This is a genomic window from Pseudomonas sp. LBUM1662, assembly GCF_059695915.1.
In genome coordinates, this window is record NZ_CP166793.1 from 3,621,390 (window position 1) to 3,644,330 (window position 22,941).

At 61.2% G+C, this 22,941-nt stretch carries 18 protein-coding genes; 13 read left to right on the forward strand and 5 right to left on the reverse strand.

Translation table 11 applies throughout. The features are described from left to right. Nucleotides 1-93: 93 nt before the first annotated feature. The 5 genes from ACA049_RS16205 to tpx form a co-directional block, all read right to left on the reverse strand. Nucleotides 94-1,575, reverse strand: a complete 1,482-nt coding sequence (locus tag ACA049_RS16205) for an efflux transporter outer membrane subunit (RefSeq protein WP_497328325.1) — start codon at nucleotides 1,573-1,575, stop codon at nucleotides 94-96. Then, a complete protein-coding gene (locus ACA049_RS16210; protein ID WP_497328326.1) occupies nucleotides 1,572-4,679 on the reverse strand; it encodes an efflux RND transporter permease subunit in 3,108 nt (1,035 codons plus the stop codon). Before ACA049_RS16210 ends, ACA049_RS16205 begins: the two co-directional genes overlap by 4 nt. Further along, nucleotides 4,676-7,780 (reverse strand): MdtB/MuxB family multidrug efflux RND transporter permease subunit, encoded by a 3,105-nt coding sequence (locus ACA049_RS16215; protein WP_497328327.1) that lies wholly within the window; start codon nucleotides 7,778-7,780, stop codon nucleotides 4,676-4,678. The genes ACA049_RS16210 and ACA049_RS16215 overlap by 4 nt, the downstream gene beginning before the upstream one ends. Beyond that, nucleotides 7,777-9,093: an MdtA/MuxA family multidrug efflux RND transporter periplasmic adaptor subunit gene (locus ACA049_RS16220; RefSeq protein ID WP_497328328.1), complete on the reverse strand. Its 1,317-nt coding sequence runs from the start codon at nucleotides 9,091-9,093 to the stop codon at nucleotides 7,777-7,779. The genes ACA049_RS16215 and ACA049_RS16220 overlap by 4 nt, the downstream gene beginning before the upstream one ends. Before the next feature lie 179 nt (nucleotides 9,094-9,272). After that, nucleotides 9,273-9,773 (reverse strand): thiol peroxidase, encoded by a 501-nt coding sequence (gene tpx / locus ACA049_RS16225; RefSeq protein ID WP_497328329.1) that lies wholly within the window; start codon nucleotides 9,771-9,773, stop codon nucleotides 9,273-9,275. Between the two features lie 340 nt (nucleotides 9,774-10,113). Here tpx and ACA049_RS16230 point away from each other — a divergent pair, with 340 nt between their 5' ends. The 13 genes from ACA049_RS16230 to ACA049_RS16290 all read left to right on the forward strand — a co-directional run bounded on the left by ACA049_RS16230 (nucleotide 10,114) and on the right by ACA049_RS16290 (nucleotide 22,884). Continuing rightward, nucleotides 10,114-10,539, forward strand: a complete 426-nt coding sequence (locus ACA049_RS16230) for a YciI family protein (protein WP_497328330.1) — start codon at nucleotides 10,114-10,116, stop codon at nucleotides 10,537-10,539. Between the two features lie 342 nt (nucleotides 10,540-10,881). Next, a complete protein-coding gene (locus ACA049_RS16235; protein WP_497328331.1) occupies nucleotides 10,882-11,673 on the forward strand; it encodes a hypothetical protein in 792 nt (263 codons plus the stop codon). A gap of 10 nt (nucleotides 11,674-11,683) precedes the next feature. After that, entirely contained in the window at nucleotides 11,684-11,896 is a 213-nt protein-coding gene (locus tag ACA049_RS16240) for a hypothetical protein (protein ID WP_497328332.1), read from the forward strand. A gap of 27 nt (nucleotides 11,897-11,923) precedes the next feature. Beyond that, the gene (locus tag ACA049_RS16245; protein WP_497328333.1) at nucleotides 11,924-13,327 is read left to right on the forward strand and encodes a DUF1254 domain-containing protein; all 1,404 of its coding nucleotides are present in this window, start codon (nucleotides 11,924-11,926) and stop codon (nucleotides 13,325-13,327) included. 12 nt (nucleotides 13,328-13,339) lie between these two features. Further along, entirely contained in the window at nucleotides 13,340-14,293 is a 954-nt protein-coding gene (locus tag ACA049_RS16250) for a SphA family protein (protein WP_497328334.1), read from the forward strand. 13 nt (nucleotides 14,294-14,306) lie between these two features. Beyond that, entirely contained in the window at nucleotides 14,307-15,350 is a 1,044-nt protein-coding gene (locus ACA049_RS16255; protein WP_497328335.1) for a hypothetical protein, read from the forward strand. Between the two features lie 27 nt (nucleotides 15,351-15,377). Beyond that, nucleotides 15,378-16,358, forward strand: a complete 981-nt coding sequence (locus tag ACA049_RS16260; protein WP_497328336.1) for an AAA family ATPase — start codon at nucleotides 15,378-15,380, stop codon at nucleotides 16,356-16,358. An 8-nt stretch (nucleotides 16,359-16,366) separates the two neighbouring features. Beyond that, a complete protein-coding gene (locus ACA049_RS16265; RefSeq protein WP_497328337.1) occupies nucleotides 16,367-17,296 on the forward strand; it encodes a DUF58 domain-containing protein in 930 nt (309 codons plus the stop codon). Then, the gene (locus ACA049_RS16270) at nucleotides 17,293-17,886 is read left to right on the forward strand and encodes a DUF4381 domain-containing protein (RefSeq protein WP_497328338.1); all 594 of its coding nucleotides are present in this window, start codon (nucleotides 17,293-17,295) and stop codon (nucleotides 17,884-17,886) included. Before ACA049_RS16265 ends, ACA049_RS16270 begins: the two co-directional genes overlap by 4 nt. Then, complete coding sequence (locus ACA049_RS16275; RefSeq protein WP_497328339.1) at nucleotides 17,873-18,865, forward strand: vWA domain-containing protein; 993 nt, start codon at nucleotides 17,873-17,875, stop codon at nucleotides 18,863-18,865. Before ACA049_RS16270 ends, ACA049_RS16275 begins: the two co-directional genes overlap by 14 nt. A 1-nt stretch (nucleotide 18,866) precedes the next feature. Further along, nucleotides 18,867-20,447, forward strand: a complete 1,581-nt coding sequence (locus ACA049_RS16280) for a vWA domain-containing protein (RefSeq protein WP_497328340.1) — start codon at nucleotides 18,867-18,869, stop codon at nucleotides 20,445-20,447. Next, nucleotides 20,444-21,859, forward strand: coding sequence for a BatD family protein (locus tag ACA049_RS16285; protein WP_497328341.1), 1,416 nt, complete (start codon nucleotides 20,444-20,446; stop codon nucleotides 21,857-21,859). The genes ACA049_RS16280 and ACA049_RS16285 overlap by 4 nt, the downstream gene beginning before the upstream one ends. Beyond that, nucleotides 21,856-22,884, forward strand: coding sequence for an HAD family hydrolase (locus ACA049_RS16290; RefSeq protein WP_497328342.1), 1,029 nt, complete (start codon nucleotides 21,856-21,858; stop codon nucleotides 22,882-22,884). Before ACA049_RS16285 ends, ACA049_RS16290 begins: the two co-directional genes overlap by 4 nt. Nucleotides 22,885-22,941: the final 57 nt, after the last annotated feature.

Genomic DNA, 22,941 nt, shown 5'->3' on the forward strand with positions numbered 1-22,941 from the left:
TGTTTTTAAAAAATCAAAGTCAAAAGATCGCAGCCTCGTTTCACTCGACAGCTCCTACAGGATCCACGGGCCCCGCAGTCCCGCAGGGCCGGGCTATTTGTTTTCGCTTACCTCAAGCGCTCCGTCCCAGCCACCGCCCAGCGCCGCGATCAGTTGCACGCTGGCGATCAAGCGACTCTGCAACAGGTTCAACACGCTGCGTTCGTTACTCAAGGCCGTGGCCTGCACCACTACCACATCCAGATAAGCAATCACCCCGGCCTTGTATTGGTTTTGCGTCAACCGAAGGGACTCTCGCGCGGCATCCAGTGCTTCCTGGCGCACGCCGGCTTCGTCTTCCAGCACCTTGAGCTGCACCAGGTAGTTTTCCACCTCGCGGAAACCATCGAGTACGGTCTGGCGGTACTTGGCGACGGTTTCGTCGTAGGCCGCCTCACTGCGATCGACCTCGGCAGAACGCTGGCCGCCATCAAACAGGGTCATGGCCAGTTGCGGCCCCACCGACCAGAAGCGGTTCGGCACGCTGATCCAGTTGGCATAGGTGCTGCTGCTGTAACCGCCGTTCAGGCTCAGGGTCAGGTCCGGATAATACGCAGCCTTGGCCACGCCGATATTGGCATTGGCTGCCATCACCGATCGCTCTGCCGAAGCAATGTCCGGGCGACGTTCGAGCAACTGCGAAGGCAAGCCCAGCGGTACTTCGGGCAATGCCGGAATGTTCTTGGTTTCGACCAGGCTGAACTCGGCGGGCGGCAACCCGATCAGCACGGCGATGGCGTTCTCGAACTGGGCGCGCTGCCAGATCAGGTCGACCATGTCCGCCTGGGTGCTTTTGAGCTGAGTCTGCGCCTGGGCCACCGCGTCCTTGCCGGAGACACCGGCGCGGTATTGGTTTTCGGTCATTTTCAGCGAGCGCTGATAGGCCTCGACGGTCGCTTCGAGCAGGCGTTTCTGTTCGTCGATCACCCGCAATTGCAGGTAGTTCTGCACCAGTTCCGACTGTTGGCTGAGGCGCATCGCCGCTAGATCGGCAAAACTGGCTTCGGCGTTGGCGGTGTCGGCTTCAAGGCCTCGGCGCAACTTGCCCCAGATGTCCGCTTCCCAACTGACCCCGGCCTGAGCGGTGTAGGTATCGCGAATACCGCTGGAGGAACTGGTCAGGCTCGAACTGCTGCTGCCGGTGCCCTGGCTGGAGCGGTTTTTCCCGACGGTCAGATCCACCGTCGGGAAAAACGCCCCCCGAGCACTGCGCACCAAGGCCTGGGCCTGACGGTACTGGGCTTCGGACTGGGCGACGGTCTGGTTGGAGCTGTTGAGTTTTTCGATCAGGCCGTTGAGCTGCTGATCGCCATACAGTTCCCACCAAGCGCCACGGGCCAGGGAATCACTCGGGCTGGCCTGACGCCAGCCGGCCGCTTCCTTGTATTGCACCGGCGCGGCGGCTGGCGGGCGCTGGTAGTCCGGGCCGACAGCGCAAGCGCTGAGCATCGCCACGCACAGCGCCAGGCTCAGCAAGCGCGAGCCTCGGGCCGCGGCCAACGGCGTGGCCAGATTGATAAGCGAACGGTCAGTCATAGCGGAGTTTCCAGAGCAGCATCGGTACGCACTCCACGCCATTTGTTGAAGCGATGGCGCAGTTTGTCGAGATAGAGGTAAACCACCGGAGTGGTGTAAAGGGTCAGCACCTGACTGAAGATCAGCCCACCGATGATGGTCAAGCCCAGCGGTTGACGCATTTCCGCACCTTCGGCACGGCTCAGCAGCAACGGCAACGCACCGAGGATCGCCGCCAGTGTGGTCATCAGAATCGGCCGCAGACGTTGCAGGCAGGCACTGCGAATCGACTCCAGCGGCGCCATGCCTTGATGCCGCTCCAGTTGCAGCGCCAGGTCGATCATCAGAATGGCGTTTTTCTTCACCACGCCGATCAGCAGGAACAACCCGAGCAACGAAATCAGGCTGAACTCCCCGCCCAGCGCATAGATCGACAGCAGCGCGCCGACCCCTGCCGACGGCAGTGTCGACAAAATGGTCAACGGATGGATGTAGCTTTCATACAGCACACCCAGCACCAGATACACCGCCACCAGCGCGCCGAGAATCATCCACGGCTGGCTCTTCTGTGTGGCGGCGAAGGCATCGGCGGTGCCGGCCATTTTCGCGATCACGCTTTCCGGCAGGCCGACCTTGGCGATGGCGCGCTCAATTGCCGCCGTGCCCTGCTCCACCGTCACCCCATCGGCCATGTCGAAAGACAGGCTTTCGGAGGCGAACTGACCTTCGTGGCTGACCCGGTCGTCTTCCAGGCTGTTTTCGTAGTGGGCAATGGTCGACAGCGGAATCCGCGCGCCGTCGGCGGTGATCACCTGCACCTGCTTGAGCGTAATTGGGTCCTGGGCGTATTTCGGGTTGACCTCCATCACCACCTGGTACTGGTTGAGGCTGTCGTAAATCGTCGAGATCTGCCGCTGGCTGTAGGCGTTGTTCAGCACCGAGGTGACCATGTCCATGTCGACGCCCAGGCGCTTGGCCTGATCGCGGTCGACGATCAGGGTCACTTGCTGAGCCCCGCGACCTTCACGGGCATCAATCGCTGTGAGCTCCGGCAACGCTTTCAACGCGGTAACGACTTTCGGGTACCACTCGCGCAAATCGCCCAGATCACCGCTTTGCAGGATGTAGGAATACTGCGAGGTGGTCTGTTCGCGGCCGCCACCAAATTGCAGGTCCTGATCCGCCATCAGCATCAATTGCGCGCCAGCGACCTTGGGCATTTCCTTGCGCAGCCGTTCAATGACCTTCTGCGCGGAAATGTTGCGCTCCTTGATCGGTTTCAAGCGCACCAGCATGAAGGCGTTGTTGGTGCCGTTGGTGCCACCGATGAAACCGGCGACACTTTGCACCGCGTCGTCCTTGAGCACGGCGCGGCGGAAGATTTCCATTTTCGGCTGCATCACGCTGAATGACAGACCGTCGTCGCCGCGCACGAAACCGATCAATTGGCCGGTGTCTTGCTGCGGCATAAACGTTTTAGGAACAACCACATACAACGCGATATTAACGCCGACCGTCACGATCAGGCTGAGCAAGGTCAATCGACGGTGACGCAGCACCCAATCGAGACTGGTGGCGTATTTGGCCACCATCCACTCGTTGGCCCGCTGACTCCAACGCTGCAAACGGTTTTCCTGCCCCGGCGTGTGCGGCTTGAGCCACCGGGCGCAGAGCATCGGTGTCAGCGTCAAAGAGACTATCAGCGAGACCACGATGGACGCCGCCAATGTGATGGAAAACTCGCGGAACAGGCTTTCGACAATCCCGCCCATGAACAGGATCGACAGAAACACTGCCACCAGCGAGACGTTCATCGACAGCAACGTGAAGCCGACTTCCTCAGCCCCCAGGTACGCAGCCTTCATCGGCGGCACGCCTTCATCGATGTGCCGGGAAATGTTCTCCAGCACCACGATGGCGTCGTCCACCACCAGCCCGGTGGCCAGGATCAGCGCCATCAGCGACAGGTTGTTCAGGGAAAAACCGTAGAGGTACATCACGGCAAAGGTGCCGACCAGCGACACCGGCACCGCCAGGGTCGGAATCAGCGAAGCGCGGAAGTTACCGAGAAACAGGAACACCACCAGAATCACCAGCGCCACGGCGATCAGCAGGGTCATTTCCGCTTCGTGCAGCGTGGCCTTGATCACCGGCGAACGGTCCATCGCCAGGTTCAGCTTGACGCTGGCCGGCAGCACCGCCTGCAACGCCGGCAGCTGCGCCTTGATCTCATTGACCGTCTCGATGATGTTGGCGCCGGCCTGACGGTTGATCACCAGCAGCACCGCCGCATCATTGTTGAAGAAACCGCTGTTGTAGCGGTCCTCGACGCCATCGCTGACCTTGGCCACATCCTTCAGGCGCAGCGCCGCGCCGTCCGCGTAGTGGATGATCAGCGACTCGTAATCCTTGGCTTTTTCCAGTTGATCGTTGGCCTGCACCTGCCACAGCCGCTGGCCGTCTTCGACCGAGCCCTTGGGCCGGCGCACGTTGGCGTTGGCGATGGTGTTGCGCACATCGTCCAGGGCCACGCCGTACTGGTTGAGCGCCTGGGGTTCAAGTTCGATGCGCACCGCCGGCAAGGAGCTGCCGCCGATCTGCACTTCACCGACTCCCTGCACTTGGGACAGGCTCTGGGACAGAATCGTCGAGGCCAAATCGTAGAGCTGGCCTTTTTCCAGCACATCGGAGGTCAGCGAAAGCACCATGATCGGCGCCTGGGACGGGTTGACCTTCTTGTAGGTCGGCATGCTGCGCATCCCGCTCGGCAGCAAATTGCGCGAAGCGTTGATCGCCGCCTGCACTTCCCGGGCCGCGCCGTTGATGTCGCGATCCAGGTCGAACTGCAAAATCACCCGGGTCGAGCCCTGGCTGGAGCGGCTGCTCATGGTGTTGACGCCGGCGATGGCGCCGAAGGAGCGCTCCAGCGGCGTGGCCACGGTCGAAGCCATCACTTCAGGGCTGGCGCCGGGCAGGCTGGCCTGGACCACGATCACCGGGAAGTCCATCTGCGGCAACGGCGACACCGGCAGCAGGCCGAAGCTCACGCCACCCAGCAGCATGATCGCCAGGCTCAACAACATGGTCGCGACCGGGCGCTTGATGAAAGGTCCGGACAGGTTCATGGCTGCTCGACCGCTTCCGCGGCTTCAGACTTGCGCCCCCAGCGCCGACCGAGACGGTCGAAATACAGATAGATCACAGGCGTAGTGAACAGCGTCAGCACCTGGCTCACCAGCAAACCGCCGACCATCACCAGACCCAACGGCTGGCGCAGTTCCGCGCCGGAACCGGTGGCCAGCATCAACGGCACTGCACCAAACAATGCGGCCAGCGTGGTCATCAGAATCGGCCGGAAACGCAGCAACGCCGCTTGATAGATCGCCGTTTCCGGGTCCATGCCCTGATTGCGTTCAGCGTCGAGGGCGAAGTCGATCATCATGATCGCGTTCTTTTTCACGATACCGATCAGCAGAATGATGCCGATGATCGCGATCATCCCCAGGTCATTGCCGCTCAACAGCAACGCCAGCAAGGCGCCGACCGCCGCCGAGGGCAAGGTCGAGAGAATGGTGATCGGGTGGATGTAGCTCTCGTAGAGCACGCCAAGCACGATGTACATGGTCACCACCGCCGCCAGAATCAGCAGCAAGGTGCTCGACAACGAGGCCTGGAACGCCTCGGCCGCGCCCTGGAACTGGGTTTGCACGCCAATCGGCATGCCGATGTCTTTCTGCACCTGCTCGATGATTTCCACCGCATGCCCCAGCGCAACGCCGGGGGCCAGGTTGAACGACATCATCACCGCCGGGAACTGGCCGATATGCGTGATCGCCAGTTGCGCCTGCCGTTCCTCGATGTGCGCCAGGCTCGACAGGCGCACTTGCCCGCCGTCGGTGGTCTTGACGTGAATCTGGTTCAGCGCGTCCGGGCCGATCTTCTCGCCGGACTGCGATTGCAGCACCACACGGTACTGGCTGGCCTGGGTGTAGATGGTGGAAATCTGCCGCTGACCGAAGGCGTCGTACAGCGCATCGGTGATGTTCGACACCGACACGCCGACCCGCGACGCCGCATCGCGGTCGATCACCAGATAGACCTGCAAGCCCTTGTCCTGCAAATCGCTGGCAACGTCGGTCAACTCTGGCCGTTGCGCCAGCGCCTCCACCAGACGACCGCTCCACAGGCTCAACAACTCCGAGTCTGGCGACGACATGCTGAACTGGTATTGCGTGCGGCTGACGCGGTCTTCGATGGTCAGGTCCTGCACCGGCTGCATGAACAGGCGAATGCCCACCAGTTTGTCGAGTTCCGGTTGCAGGCGAGCGATCACTTCGGTGGCGCTCAGGTCGCGGTTGCTGTGGGACTTGAGGTTGATCAGCAGTCGACCGCTGTTGAGCGTCGAGTTGTCACCGTCGACGCCAATGTAGGACGACAGGCTCTCCACCGCTGGATCGGCCAGGATGACCTTGGCCAGTTCCTGCTGACGTTCGCTCATCGCCGCAAAGGAAATCGACTGCGGCGCCTCGGAAATGCCCTGAATAACGCCCGTGTCCTGCACCGGGAAGAAGCCCTTGGGCACGACCATGTACAGGAAGACAGTCAGCGCCAAGGTGCCGATCGCCACCAGCAAGGTCAGCGGCTGATGCTTGAGAACCCACTTTAACTTGCGACCGTAAGCCGCGATCATCCAATCAATTGTTGCGCCGCTGGCGCGGTAAAAACGGCCCTGTTCTTCTTCCTTGGGTTCACGTTTGAGCAACCGCGCGCACATCATCGGTGTCAGGGTCAGGGAGACGACAAGGGAAATCAGGATCGCCACCGCGAGGGTGATGGCGAACTCGCGGAACAAGCGCCCCACCACGTCGGCCATGAACAGCAGCGGAATCAGCACTGCGATCAGCGACAGGGTCAGGGAAATCAGGGTGAAGCCGATCTGCTTGGCGCCCTTGAGCGCGGCATTCAGGGGACTGTCCCCTTCTTCGATATACCGGGAAATGTTCTCCAGCATCACGATCGCATCGTCCACCACAAAACCGGTGGCGATGGTCAGGGCCATCAGGGTCAGGTTGTTGACCGAGAAACCGGCGAGGTACATCACGCCGAAGGTGCCGATCAGCGACAGCGGCACGGCCACCGACGGAATGATCGTGGCACTCGCGCGGCGCAGGAACAGGAACGTGACCATGACCACCAGCGCGATGGCGATCAACAATTCGTGTTGCACGTCGGTGACGGAGGCGCGGATGGTCTGGGTACGGTCGGTGAGGACCGTGACGTCGAGGCCGGCCGGCAGGTTGTCGGTGATGCTTGGCAGCAAGGCCTTGATCCGGTCAACCACTTCGATGACGTTGGCACCGGGCTGACGCTGAATGTTCAGCAGCACCGCCTGGTTTTCATTGGCCCACGCTGCCAGGCGTTCGTTCTCGGCGCCGTCGACAATCTCCGCCACATCCTTCAGGCGCAACGGCGCGCCGTTGGCGTAGGCCAGGATCAGGTTGGCGTAGTCCTTGGGCGAGGTCAGTTGGTCGTTGGCATCGAGCATCGAGACCCGGGTCGGGCCGTCGAAGTTGCCTTTCGGCTGGTTGACGTTGGACGCGCCGATCAGGGTGCGCACGTCCGACAGGTTCAAGCCATTGGCCGCCAAGGCCTCCGGATTCACCTTGATCCGCACCGCCTGACGCTGGCCGCCGGCAATGCTGACCATGCCGACACCGCTGATCTGGGCGATTTTCTGCGCCATGCGCGTGTCGACCAAATCATTGAGCTTGGGCAACAACATGGTTTTGGAGGTGATGGCCAGGGTCAGCACCGGGGTGTCCGCCGGGTTGACCTTGTTGTACACCGGCGGTGCCGGCAGGTCCTTGGGCAGCAGATTGGTCGCGGCGTTGATCGCGGCCTGCACCTGCTGCTCGGCAACGTCCATATTGATGTCGAGGCTGAAACGCAGGGTCAGCACCGAGGCGCCACCGGAACTGGTCGACGCCATCTGGGTCAGGCCGGGCATCTGCCCGAACTGACGCTCCAGCGGCGCGGTCACAGCGCTGGTCATGACATCCGGGCTGGCGCCGGGATACAGGGTCATGACGCGGATGGTCGGGTAATCGACCTGAGGCAATGCCGACACCGGCAGCAGCCGATAGGCGATCACGCCGGCCAGGATAATGGCCAGCATGCTCAGCGTGGTGGCGACCGGGCGAAGGATGAACAGCCGCGAGATGTTCATGCGCCGCCCTTTTTCGCCTTGTCGGCAGCGGCCGGCTCAGTCGAACTGGCCGCCGATTTGCCTTGCAGGTGGCCGGTCGGGGTGGTCGGTACGTCCTTGGTGTCGTTGACCACTTCCACTTCACTGCCTTCTTTCAGGCGGTCGGTGCCTTCGAGGACGACGCGGTCTCCGGGGGCCAGACCTTCGGTGATCACGGTGTTTTCACCGTCACTGGCGCCGACTTTCAACTGACGGATCGCGACTTTCTTGTCGCCGTCCAGGGCGTAGACGAAGGTGCCGTTAGTGCCGAACTGAATCGCCGCCGAAGGTGCGAGCACCACATCCTTGAGCGTGTCGGCCAGCAAGTGGACGTTGACGAACTGATTGGGGAACAGCGCCTGATCACGGTTCTCGTAGCGCGCCTTGAATTTCAGGGTGCCGGTGGTCACGTCGATCTGGTTGTCCAGGCTCTGCAACACGCCGGTGGCCTGCAACTTGGTGTCGCCACGGTCCCAGGCTTCGGCCGGTAGTTTCGCGCCCGTGCGATAGCGCGCCAGTACGATGTCGAGGCTGTTTTCCGGCAAGGTGAAAGCGACGCTGATTGGCTGTGTCTGGGTGATGATCGCCAGCGCCGTAGTGTCGTTGGCCGCCACCAGGTTGCCGACGTCCAGTTGCCGCAGGCCCACACGCCCGGCAATCGGTGCGCGAATCCTGGTGAATTCGAGATTGAGTTTGGCGTCGTTGACCGCCGCCTGGTTGGTCTTGACCGTGCCCAGGTACTGGCCGACCAGTGCTTCGGCGGTGTCCAGGGTTTGCTTGGCGATACTGTCTTCCTTGAACAGGCCGCGATAGCGCTCGACGTCGACCTGAGCGTTTTTCAGCTGGGCCTGGTTCTGCAGCAGCGTGCCTTCGGCCTGGAGCAAGGCGTTCTGGTAAGGACGCGGGTCGATTTCAGCCAGCAGGTCGCCTGCCTTGACCATCTGCCCTTCTTCGAAGGAGACCTTCATCAATTCGCCGCCAACGCGGCTGCGGACATTGATGGTGTTCAACGCAGTGACCGTGCCCAGCGCCTTGTAGTACAGAGGGAAGTCACCCTTGACCGCCGGCGCCACGCGCACCGGGATCGGTCCGGTCGCCCCGCCGAAGCCCGGACGCATTCCCCCCGACTTGCCGGTATGGCCGGCCACGGCTTTCGGCGCAGCTCCGTCCTTCTGGGCAGAGCCGGCAGGCCAGAATTTCCAGCACAGGCCAGCGATGACCAACAGGACAAGCAGGCCGAGCAGCCAGCGACGAGGATTACGGGAAGCGGAGGATTGCATGGAATGATCAACCATTGGGCGCGTGAGCTTCTTTCTACAGGAGGCTGAACGATAAGCACTGGTGGGTATTAAGCAAAGCGCCTTTACCGGCAATTTACCTTCGGCTTACGTAACAGGAGGTTTATCTAAGACACTGAAGCACAAATGAAAACGGCCTGGACAGGGCCAGGCCGTTAACAATTGTAAAAGCGAGCTTATTTCAGAACGGCCAGTGCCGCTTCGTAGTTCGGCTCTTCAGCGATTTCCTTGACCAGTTCGCTGTGCAGCACGTTGTCGTTTTCGTCCAGTACCACAACGGCACGGGCGGTCAGGCCTTTCAGCGGGCCGTCAGCGATGGCCACGCCGTAGTTTTCGATGAACTCGGCACCGCGCAGGGTCGACAGGTTCTGTACGTTGTCCAGGCCTTCGGCGCCGCAGAAGCGTGCCTGGGCGAACGGCAGGTCAGCCGAGATGCACAGCACCACGGTGTTGGCGATGTCGTTGGCCTGGGCGTTGAACTTGCGTACCGAAGTGGCGCAGGTCGGGGTGTCGACGCTTGGGAAGATGTTCAGCACTTTGCGCTTGCCGGCGAAGTTCGCCAGGGTCACGTCGGACAGATTGCCGGCAACCAGTGAAAAGGCTGGCGCCTTGGAACCGGCTTGTGGCAGTTGGCCGTTGACTTGAACCGGATTGCCTTTAAGAGTGACTTGAGCCATGAACGGAGTCCTTCTGACGTTGTTGTGGAGAATTTTGAAGAGGCCGAAGTTAACCACGAAATGGGCCGACGACCTATCCCCTGTACAAAACTTGTATACAACCCACATCACCCTGTGGGAGCGGGCTTGCTCGCGAAAGCAGTGTGTCAGGCAATTCATCACTGAAGGTTAAACCGCCTTCGCGAGCAAGCCCGCTCCCACAGGGTCGGGTACAGCGTACCGCCCTCTCCCGCCTCCACCCGGTGTTCATGACGAAAGGAAAATTTCACGCATCCCTGTCGATTCAACGCGGCCATTCGACTAACACTCGAATCACCCACAATCCAGCGGAGACAAGACCATGCGATTCATGATCATTGTGAAAGCCAGCCCGGACTCCGAGGCCGGCGTGATGCCCACCGAGGAGTTGATGACTGCGATGGGCAATTACAACGAAGAACTGACCAAGGCCGGCATCCTCATTGACTGCGACGGCCTGCAACCGAGCAGCAAAGGCGCCCGGGTGCGTTTCTCGGGCGAAAAACGCACCGTCATCGACGGCCCGTTCGCCGAAACCAAAGAGCTGATCGCCGGCTACTGGATTTGGGAGGTCAAGTCGAAAGAGGAAGCGATCGAGTGGGTCAAGCGCTGTCCGAACCCAATGCCGGGCACCGAAGCGGAAATCGAGATACGCCCTATATATGGGGCGGAAGATTTCGGCGAGGAGTTCACGCCGCAGCTGCGCGAGCAGGAAGAACGGATTCGCGAGCAGATGAAAACGCGTTGAGTATTTTCATGAGATCAAGAGATCGCAGCCTCGTTTCACTCGACAGCTCCTACAGGCGATCGCGTTCCAACTGTAGGAGCTGTCGAGTGAAACGAGGCTGCGATCTTTTGATCTTCACGCCTTTTGTCCCAACCCCCTGATTCGCATTAACTTTTTAGCACACAAAAAAAAACACCTAAAACTTGTACAAAAAGCCAAAGCCCCCCCCTTCCGACTGGCGAACCCGAAGTTAGCTGCTAACTTCAACAGACGTGTCCTACAGGCTTGATAGGAAAGAGATTACGGAGTAACGGCCGTCAAGTGCCGAGTTGTCCATATGAGCCACGAAGGAACGGGGGAGTCATGTCAAAGAAATTGGGAGCGCACGCCTTTCTGTGGGCGGCATCAATGGCGTCTGCGATTTGTGCTCATGCGGACAACGCCGACACAGCCAACAAAAGTAACAACCCCCTGAACCTGGCGCCCGGCGCCAACCTTCAGGACTACTACACGCCCAAGCTTTACGACACCAATGCCCACACCAACGATCTGCTGTTACGCGGCACGCTGCCGATTGCACCCGGTGATTTCATCGGTGTGCCGCAATTGCTGCGCGCCACCGTGCCGATCAGCACGCGCCCCGACCCGCATGGCGGCTACAGCACCGGTGAAGGTGATCTGAACGTCTTCGATATCTTTCTGCTCAAGACCGACGGTGTGCAGTTGGGCATCGGCCCGCAAATCACCGCCCCCACTGCCGATCAGGATGAACTGGGCACCGGCAAATGGCAGGCGGGCCTGGCCGCCATTGCGATTGATTCATCGCCACGCGGCTTGCTCGGCGCACTGGTGCAGTATCAAAGCTCCTTCGCCGGCGACCATGACCGTGCCCACGTCGAAACCGCGACGCTGCAGCCCTTCATCATTCATAACCTGGACAAGGGCTGGTACCTGCGCTCGACCGGCACGTGGACGTTCGATCTGAAGAACGACACCCATTACATCCCACTCGGTTTGGGTGGCGGCAAGGTCTGGAAATCCGGGTCCAATATCCTCAACGCCTTCATCGAACCGCAGTGGACCGTCGAACGCAAAGGTGACGGCCTGCCGCAGTTCACGCTGTTCGCGGGGATCAACGTCACGTTCGGCAAGTAAGGAATTTCGTATGCACAGTGCAATTCGCATAGCCGGCTACAGCCTGATGACCATGTTCGTCAGTTGCGGCGTCGGTGCCCAGGACCTCGATACCCGAGTCGGCCAGATCGGGTTGGAAAACAGTCTGCCGGGCCATGAAGCAATCCACGGGTTCTACGCCGGTCCGCTCTTGATCGAGCGGCCATCCCTCTCGGCACTCGACAACATCACGGCCGTGGAATGACGCCCAAGGGTTTACTAAGGAAGTTTTATGAATAACCGCCTGTTGCTCACCGCACTCTCTCTCACCCTGAGCACCAGCGCCTGGGCCGACTTCACCGCCACACCCGAAGAAGCCCGGGGCATCGCCAAGGAAGCCTATCTGTACGGCTTCCCGGTGGTGGAGATGTACAAGACCCTCTACACCCAGGCCGTGGACAAAAAGAGTTCGAACTTCAAGGCGCCGTTCAACAAGATCGGCAACACCGCCAAAGCCTTCACGGCCAAGGACACCGCCTTCGTCACGCCGAATGCCGACACACCCTACTCGTTCGTCTGGATGGACCTGCGCGCAGAACCGGTGGTACTGACGTTGCCACCTATCGATGAACACCGTTACTACTCCGTGCAGTTAATCGACGCCTATACGCAAAATTTTGCCTACCTGGGCACCCGCAGCACGGGCAACCACGGCGGTCACTTCATGATCGCGGGCCCCGACTGGAAAGGTCAGCAACCGGTGAACATGGACCGGCTGCTGCGCAGCGAAACCAACATCGCCTACGCCCTGTATCGCACGCAGCTGTTCGATGACAAAGACCTGGCCAAGGTCAAGCAAATCCAGAAAGGCTACAAGGTCGAAACGCTGAGCCATTACGTCAAACAGAAAGCCCCGCCGGCCGCGCCGAAGATTGCCTGGCCGAAACCCACGCCGACCATGAGCGACACCCCGGACCTGTTCCGCTACCTGAACTTCATGCTGGCGTTCGCCCCGGCCCAGGATGTGGAGAAGGACCTGCTCGCGCGCTTCGCTAAAATCGGTATCGAAGCCGGTCAGCCATTCAAACTGCACGAGCTGAAAGCTGAACAGCGCCAAGCGCTGGAAGACGGTATCAGTGATGCCAAAGCCGAGTTCGCCCAATTCAAAAAAGACAAAGTCGATACCCACCAGGTCACCAGCGGCGACTTCTTTGGCACCCGCGATCACCTAAAGGGCAATTACCTGTACCGCTACGCCGGCGCCAACATGGGAATTTTCGGCAACTCCGCCGAAGAGGCGAACTACATCGGCTATTTCGTCGACAAGGACGGTCAACCGGTCGACGCCTCGAAACACGATTACACCCTGCATTTCGACAAGGGCGCCCTGCCCCCGGCCGACGCGTTCTGGTCGCTGACGATGTACAACGGCAAGAACAAATTGCTGGTGGCCAACCCGCTGAATCGTTACCTGATCAACTCGCGCATGTTGCCCGACCTCAAGCTTGATGCCGACGGCGGCCTGACCCTTTACGTGCAGAACAAGGCACCGGCCAAAGAGCTGCAAAGCAATTGGTTACCGGCGCCGAATGGCCCGTTCTACGGGGTCTTGCGCTTGTACCTGCCAAAACCTGAAGTCACCAGCGGCCAGTGGCAAATTCCGCCACTGACGCCCGTCAACCCACAAAAACAGTAAGCGGAGTCAGTCATGGTCAGGCCCTTTGTAGTACGTCCTTTACTGGCTCTGTGTGTGATCGGTGCAAGCCCGGTGGGCTTCGCCACCGAGGGGGGTGTCGGGCGCCCGATTACCGGGCAACAGGTGTTTTCCAACGCAGGGATCGTGCCGCCCGAACCGGGCTGGGTCATGTCCTTTACCAGCATCTGGTATGACGGCGACCTCAAGGGCAGCAAGGGTGTGCCGATTGTTGGCGAGATTGGCGCCGATCTGGACATGAAAGTCTCCTACACCATGGCCAACTTCACCCATGTCTGGGACACCGGCAAGGGACGCTGGAACTACGCCTCGGCCATCGGTGTGCCGGTGCAATACACCGACGTCAACATCAGCATTACCGGCCCTCGCGGTCGCACGCTGGGCAGCGAAGACAGCGGCACGCAGTTCGCCGATATGCTGATCACACCGATCGCGGCCGGTTATCACTTCGACGAGGTCAACCACATCTCGTTTTCCCTGCCGATCTACGTGCCGACCGGTGCCTACAACGACGATCGCCTCGCCAACTCCGGACAGAACACTTACACCTTCATGCCCACCGTGGCGTTCACTCACCTGGACGGCAAAGGGGGCGAGTTCACCCTGTCGAGCGGCCTGGAGTTCTACACCGAGAACGACGCCACGGATTATCGCAACGGCAACATTTTCACCCTCGATGCGATGTGGACGCACGGCTTCGGCAATGGCTGGAGCGCCGGGCTGGTGGGCGGTTATGTGCAGCAGATTACCGACGACAAAGGCCAGACCGCTGACTCGCTCAATGGCTTTCGCGGGCGTTCCGTGGGCGCCGGTCCGGTGATTGGCTGGGCCGGCAAGTTCAACGATGCCCAGGCCAGCGTCAGCGCTCGTTGGGTGCCCGAGTTCGACACCAAGGACCGCCCGGAAGGTAACGGTGTGGCCATCAACCTGACGTTGGCGTTTTTCTGAGGAGTGACCAGGGATGGCCATCGGTTCCAGATTGACCTTATGCGGTGTGCTGTTCAGCGGTTTCGCCTGTGCCAGCGGCGACTTGCCGACCCTGGGCAACACCCCGGCGCAACCGGTCGCCAAGGGTGATCCGGAAAACTGCCATCGCCTCCAACAGGACTTCGACATCGACCTGAAAAAGGTCGTGGCCGCCGGTTGCGATCCGTCCACGGAACAGATCGCCAAGCTGATGGACAACCCCGTGGGCAATCTGGTGCTGCTGTTCAACCAGTTTGACTACACCGCGCTCAAGGGCCCGAACAGCAACGGCACGCGCATGCTCGGCAAATACAGCTTCATGCCGACCTTCCCGATTTCAATCGGCGAAGACTGGAACCTGATCAACCGCCTGCCCATCAGCTATGTCAGCGCGCCGGTCAATCACCGGGCCGGCAACCTGATCGGCATGGGCCCCAACGACATCTTGAGCGACCGCAGCGACTTCGCCTCGGTGGTGCGGGACCCGTTCGACCGCACCAGCGGCTTCGGCGACCTGGCCTACGTCGGCGTGTTCTCGCCCAAAGAACCGATCCGCTTCGCCGGTGGCGGCAAGATGGTCTGGGGGTTCGGCCCGACCGCGATGTTTCCCACCGCCGAAGAAGACGTGCTGGGCACCGGAAAATATTCCCTCGGCCCGGCGTTCGTCGCGGCGTACCTGGGCGAAGACTGGACCTTGAGCCTGTTCCCGCAGCACTGGTGGTCAGTCGGTGGCGACAGCAACCGCAAGGACGTCAGCCTGACCAACATCCAGTACTTCATCCAGCGCACCATCCCCGGCCCCGAGCAATGGCGCGTCGGCATGACGCCCAACGTCACCGTCAACTGGAAGGCCGAGGGCGGCAACAAAGTCACCTTCCCCATCGGCATCGGCGCCGGGCGGATTTTCAACTTCGGCAAGCTGCCGGTGCGGATCTCCGGGGAGATTCAATACTCGGCGATCCACCCGGACGACCTGATCAGCAGCCGCTGGAATTTCCGCTTGTCGTTCATTCCCGTCATTCCTACTTTCATGTTTTGAGCATGCCTTTGAGAAAGGGAACATTCCATGACCGCACTCAATGACCTCAACGCCCTGCAAGCCAGCATCGCCGAAGCGGTGCTCGGCCAGGACCAGGTGATCCGGCAGATTCTCCTCGGTCTGCTGGCCAACGGGCATTTGCTGCTGGAAAGCTTGCCGGGGCTGGCCAAGACCCGCACGGTCAAGGCGCTGGCCAAACACCTGGACGCGAAGATGAGTCGCATCCAGTTCACTCCCGACCTGCTGCCGTCGGACATCACCGGCGCCGAGGTGCTGCACCAGATCGATGGCAAGAACGAGATCCAGTTCCAGCCCGGCCCGCTGTTCGGCAACCTGATCCTGGCGGATGAAATCAACCGCGCCCCGGCCAAGGTTCAGGCTGCGTTGTTGGAGGCGATGGAAGAGCGCCAGATCACCGTGGCCGGCAAAAGCCACGTGCTGCCGGAGCTGTTCATTGTGGTGGCGACGCAAAACCCGATCGAACAGGAAGGCACCTATCCGCTGCCGGAAGCGCAGATGGACCGTTTTCTGATGAAGGTGCTGCTCGATTACCCCAGTGCGGAAAATGAGAGCCAGGTGCTGCGGCTGTTGCGTGAGGAAGAATTTGCCTTGGGCGCCAAAACCGCAGCGGTGCAAGGTTTTGCTCTGTCACAGGACGTGATCTTCGCCGCTCGCCGGGAAGTCAGCGCCATTCACGTTTCCCCGGCCATCGACCGCTACCTGATCGACCTCATCAACGCCACCCGCCACCCGGCTGATTACGACGCCGATCTGGGCCGCTGGATCGCCATCGGCGCCAGTCCTCGGGGCGGTATTGGCCTGGACCGTTGCGCCCGGGCGGATGCCTGGTTGCAGGGGCAGGATTTCGTCTCGCCCGATAACGTGCGCGCCGTGGTGCATCCGGTGCTGCGTCATCGTTTGCAGCTGAGCTATGACGCGGTGGCGGACGGTGTCACGGCGGATCAGGTGCTTGATCGCTTGCTCGACAAAGTGGCGATTCCTGCCTGAGGTTGAAAATGAAAAGTGCCGACGGTCTGGTCTATGTCTCTCTGGCGCACTTGATGGCGCTGGAGTTCAAGGCCCGTGACCTGAGTTTTGTGGCGCGTCAGCCCCAGGGCAGCATTCTGGCCGGCAACCATGCTTCGCGCCTGCGCGGCCGTGGCTTGAACTTTGATGAACTGCGCCGCTATCAACCCGGGGATGACCTGCGCCACCTGGACTGGCGCGCATCCCTGCGCACCGGCAAACCGGTGGTGCGCACGTTTACCGAAGAACGCGATCGCCCGGCCTTGATACTCGTGGACCAGCGCATGTCGATGTTCTTCGGTTCGCAACGCAGCTTCAAATCGGCCATCGCCGCCGAGTTGGGCGCGCTCGCGGCGTGGATGGTGTTCAACGCCGGGGACCGGGTCGGTGGCCTGGTGTTCAACGACCAACGCATCGACCGCATCGCCCCGCTGCGCAGCCGCAAGCGGATCGAAGCGTTGTGCAGCCGAATTGCCGAGCAGAATCAACAGCTCAACGCCGCCAACCCGGACGCCGAGGGCGAAGACCAGCTCGACAAGGTGTTGCAGCATTGCCTGGCGGTGGCCGGGCACGACCATTTGATTTGCATCATCAGCGACTTTGCCGGCGCCGGTGAGCGCACGTTGCAGTTGATGCGCCAATTGGCCGCGCACAACGATGTGATCGCCATGCAGGTGTATGACCCGTTGGCGCTGAACCTGCCGAAAAACGGGCGCTTGCTGGTTACCCAGGGCCAGTTGCAGGTAGAACTGGCCGTCGAACAACGCAGCGTGCATCAGCCGCTGGGGGACTTCCTCAGCGGCCGCCTCAAGGATGTCGCCACCCTGCTGCGACGCAGTCAGGTGCCGCTGATGATGTTCAGCACGGCGACCGATGCCCAGGAACAATTGCGTACTGAACTCGGCAGAGGTCGGCGATGAACCCGAAAGTCCCGAGCATTGAACAACTGAAGGAAATTGCGCTGCCGGCGCCGGTCAGTTATGCGCCTCAGACGTGGGGTTGGTGGGTGCTGCTCGGGGTGTTGGTGATGGCTGTGTTGCTGGTCGGTGCGCGGCGGTATTGGCAGTGGCGGCGGGATCGGTATCGGCGGGAGGCGTTGGTGCGGTTGGCTGAACTGCAAAGCCATAGCGATCAATTAAACGCCCTGCGCGAACTTCCAGAGTTACTCAAACGAGTAGCCCTCTCCATGCCCTCCCCTTGGAATACAAAACCTGTGGGAGCGGGCTTGCTCGCGAAGAGGGCCTCACATTCAACATTGATGTCGACTGACCGGACGCCTTCGCGAGCAAGCCCGCTCCCACAGGAGGATGTCGGGGCACTTGGGGGTGAGGATTGGCAGGCCTTTTTGGTGCGGCACAGTTCGCAGCGATTGCCGGCGGACTTCAGCCAGCAACTGGCCCGACTGGCTTACGCGCCTGATGCGACATTGCAGGCGTTGCCACCGGAACAGCGTCAGCACCTGTTCGACACCTGCAAACACTGGGTGGAGCATCATCATGTGGCAGCTTGATTACCCCTGGCTGCTGATCCTTTTGCCGCTGCCGTGGTTGGGCTACCGCTACCTGCCCGATTACCGCGAAGCCCGCAGCGCCGTGCGCGTACCGTTTTTCGGCGCGATGAGCCGCGCGGTCGGTCAGGCGCCAAGTCAGGCCGGAACCCGCAACAACCGCTGGCAGTGGGTCCTGAATCTGTTGGTGTGGGCGCTGGTGCTGCTGGCCGCCGCGCGCCCGGTGTTCGTCGAAAAACCGATCGAACGCCAGCAACCGGTGCGCGACCTGATGCTCGCCATCGACATTTCCCAATCCATGGAAACCACCGATTTCACCGACGCCAATGGCCAGAAGATCAATCGTCTGGCGGCGGTCAAGGAAGTGGTCCACGGCTTTATCGATAAACGCAAAGATGATCGCCTGGGCCTGATCGTGTTCGGCAGCGGCGCGTATCCGCAGGCGCCGTTGACGCTGGATCACGCCAGTCTGTCACTGCTGCTCGACGACACCGGCATCGGCATGGCCGGCCCGAACACCGCGATTGGCGATGCGATCGGCCTGAGCCTGAAGCTGCTCGATCAGGCCCATGAGCAAGAGAAAGTGCTGATCCTGCTCACCGACGGCAATGACACCAGCAGCGCGATCCCCCCCGATCACGCAGCGACCATGGCCGCGGCCAAAGGCGTGGTGATTCACACCATCGGCATCGGCGACCCGACTGCGGAGGGTGAAGCCAAGGTCAACCTGCAGGGCTTGCAGCAGATCGCCGAGGCCACTGGCGGCAAGTTCTTCCGCGCTGAAGACCGCACAGCGCTGGATCAGGTCTACAGCACCCTCGACCAGCTCACTCCGCACGAAGTGAAAACCCTCAGCCATCAGCCGAAAAAGGACCTGTTCTGGTGGCCACTCGGGGCCGCGATCGGCATGCTTGCGCTCTACCATTTGGGCGCCCTGCTCCGTCCGCACCTGACACTCGCGCGTCAGCGGCAGGAGGCTTGAGATGGAGATCAATCTCAGTGACTTCCATTTCCTGCGTCCGCTGTGGCTGTTGCTGGTGCCGTTCGCCGCGTTGCTGCCGATGCTCTGGCGACGTAGCCGTGATCTGCAACGGCGTTTGCGCAGCAACATCGCTGAGCACCTGTTGCCGCATTTGCTGATCACGCCTCAGGATCAACAGCGCTTTCGCCCCGTGCATCTGCTCTGCGCGGTGTTGATTCTGGGCGCGATTGCGGCAGCCGGCCCAACCTGGGAACAGGACCGCCCGGACTTCCTGGAAAACCGTGCGCCGCTGATCATCGCCATCGATCTGTCGCCGTCGATGGACGCCAGCGACATGCCACCGAGTCGCCTGGAAGCGGCCAAACACAAGCTGCACGACCTGATCCAGCGCCGGGCCGGCGCCCGCAGCGGCTTGATCGCCTACGCCGGCAGCGCGCATCTGGTGTTGCCGCCGACCGACGATCCGGCGCTGCTCGACACGTTCATTCAGGCCTTGAGTACCGACCTGATTGCCAAACCGGGGAAAAACGTCGGCGCGGTCATCGAGCAAGCCAAACGACTGCTGGTCGCCGAGAAAACCCCGGGGACGCTGCTGTTGATCACCGACGGTGCGGACACGTCGCAACTCACCGGGCTCGACCAGCAACTCGACGACAGCGCGTTGCAAGTGCTGATTCTGGCGGTCGGCAGCGAGGACGGCGGGATCATCCGCGACGCCAACGGCCAGCCACGCACCGACAACAACGGTCGCCCTGCGCTCGGTAGCTTCGACCAAGCCGCGCTCAAGCAACTGGCGTCAGCGGTGAATGCGCCGCTGGGCAGCCTGACCCTCAATGACGACGATCTGGACTGGGTCGAGCTGCACGCCCAGCAACATTTCCAGAGTGCCAGCGAGGAACAGCGCGAATTGCACTGGAAAGACGCCGGTTACTGGCTGTGCTGGCCGTTGCTGCTGCTCGCCTTCTTCAGCGTGCGCAAGGGCTGGAGCCTGAACTGGATGGCGGGTTTGTTGCTGGCACTGGGCATCGGATTGCAACCGGCACCGGCCGAGGCCAACGCCTTGACCGATGCATTTTTCACCCCCGACCAGCAAGGCCGCTGGGCCTTCGAACACGAGCACTTCCCCCAGGCCGCCGCGCATTTTGTCGACCCGTACTGGAAAGGCATCGCTGCCTACAACGCCGCCGATTTTGACCTGGCGCTGGCCAGTTTTGCCCGCCTCGACACGCCGCAGGCGTACTTCTACCTGGGCAATATTTACGTGCGGCGCTTCAAGTTTGATCAGGCCATTGCGGCGTATCAGCAAGCATTGAAGTTGCAGCCGCAGTTCCCGGAAGCCACGACCAATCTGGCGTTGGCGATTGCCTTGCAGAAGGACACTGAAAGCGCTGAACAGAATGCACCCGAGGTCAAACCGGACGAAATCAAGATGGACAAGGCACCGGGCAAAGGACAGAGCAAACCGGTCGAGACCGAGCAAGCGGCTTCCGATGAGCAATGGTTGCAGAACCTGAGCACTTCGCCGGCTAAGTTTTTGAAGCAGAAGTTCAGTTTGCAGGATCAGGCGGGGGGCAAGCCATGAACCGCGTCGCTGCCATCGCCAGCAGGCTGGCTCCCACATTGAGTTTGCGCACACCACAAATCCCCTGTGGGAGCCAGCCTGCTGGCGATGGCGTCAAAACATTCACCACAACCCTGACAGCCATAATCCTCTGCCTTGTCACCACAGCGACCCACGCCGCCGAACCCGACCTGCGCGTTCAGACCCGCCTGCAACCCACGAACTCAATCATGGTCGGCGGCCTGCTAGAGCTGCAACTCGACGTCCTTACCGACACCTGGTTCACCGACGCTCCCGCCCTGCCCGACCTGAAGCTGCCCGGCGCACTCGTCCTGCCACCCGACGGTCATGCTGAACACATCAACCAGACGCTGGACGGCAAATCCTTCAACGGCATGCGCTACAGCTACCGGATCACGCCGAATCTGGCTCAGGGTTTCGACATCCCGGCACTGACCGTTCGCGCCACGCCCGGCCAGGCCAGCACCGCGCTGAGCGCGCAAAGTCAGCCTTTGCACTTCACCGCCGCGACACCGCCAGGCTTCACACCCGGTGAACCGGTGCTCGTCGCGCAAGGGCTGCGCTTCACGCAAACCGTCGTCAACTCGGCAACGCCGCTGAAAGTCGGCGACAGCATTACCCGACAACTGACCTTGCAGGCCGACGACGCCATGGCCATGTCACTGCCGACGCCGTCGATGGGCGATGTGAACGGTCTGAGCCGTTACCCCAAGAGCCCGCACATCAGCAATCTCGACGACGGCCGTGGCAACTTCAACGGCGGCCAACGCATCGACACCGTGACTTATCGAATCGACACCGAAGGCCATCACAGCTTGCCGGCCATCGAGCTGAAATGGTGGGACGCCAGCACCGGACAAACCCGCACCGCACAGGTTCCGGCCGTGGGCTTCGACGCCGCCGCCAACAGCGCTTACAAACCCGTGTTCTCGATCACCGAAGACCTGAAAAAACTCGGCCAGCAAAGTCGCGTGCACCTCTCCGGCCACTGGCTCGTGCTGTCGGCGCTGCTGCTGGTCGTGGTGATGCTCGGCTGGTTTGCCCGTCCGTTCATCCTGCGGGCTTACCTTGATGTGCAAGCCCGACGCCGCGCCCGACACGCGGTTTGGCTGGAGTCCGCCGACTTCGCCTGGCGGCAAATCCCGGCGCAGATCGATGGCAAACCGGCGCAACTGAGCGCCCTTTATCTCTGGGCCCGTCGCAGCCGCCTGGGCGTGAAACTGGGCAACCTCGGCCCGCGCCTGCAAGACCTGCTACGCGCCTGTTACAGCCAGCAACCGACCAAAGATCAGGCGCTGCGCCAATTCAAGAAATCCTTGGCTACGCTGCATAGTCAGGCTGGACGCAACACATCCACTGCGGCTCCCGCTTTACGTCCACTCAATCCCGTTCACGAGAAGGAATTCCCATGACGAACCCGATATCGCTGCGCCAACACCACGGGTTAAAACTGCTGTTCGCACTGGCCCTGAGCCTGCCGCTGCTGGCATTGGCCGCGGAACCCCTGCCGTCGTGGAACGACGGGCCATCGAAGAAAAACATCATCGAGTTCGTCCAGGCCGTCACCGACCAATCCAGCAAGGATTTCGTCAAGCCCGAGGACCGCATTGCCGTGTTCGACAACGACGGCACCCTGTGGAGCGAGCAGCCGATGTACTTCGAATTGCTGTTTGCCCTGGAAGAGGTCAAGCGCACCGCGCCACAGCATCCGGAATGGAAAACCACCCAGCCGTTCCAGGCCGTACTGGAAAACGACCACAAGGCCCTGGCCGCCACGGGCATGGACGGCATCCTGAAAATCTTCGGTGCCACTCACACCGGCATGACCACCGACGCCTTCGATGACTACGCCAAAACCTGGCTGAGCCAGGCCAAACATCCTAAAACCGGCAAGCCGTACACCGAGATGATCTTCCAGCCGATGCTGGAAATGCTCGATTACCTGCGCAGCCAGGACTTCAAGACCTACATCGTGTCCGGGGGCGACACCGCGTTCATGCGTGCCTTTGCCGAGAAGGTCTACGGCATCCCGCCGGAGCAAGTGATCGGCACCACCTTCGTCACCGCGTTCGAGTTCAAGGACGGCAAGGCCTCGATCATGCGTACTCCGAAACTGGCCCACAACGACGACGGCCCGGGCAAACCGGAAAGCATCGACGCGGTGATCGGGCGTCGACCGATCCTCGCGTTCGGCAACTCCGATGGCGACCTGCAAATGCTGCAGTGGACCGCCGCAGGCCCGGGCAAACGCTTCATGGGCCTGGTGCATCACACCGACGCCAAACGCGAATGGGCCTATGACCGTCAATCGCAGATCGGGCGCCTGGACAAGGCCCTGGACGAAGCAAAAAACCGCGGCTGGACTATCGTGGATATGGCGTCCGAATGGCGCCGCATCTATCCGTTCGATGCCGCCGCGCCCGAGCAAGTGAAATAAAAAAGCGTTACGCAGGAAAGCAATAAACGTTTGTCGCGCTTGAGCGACGCAAGTGAG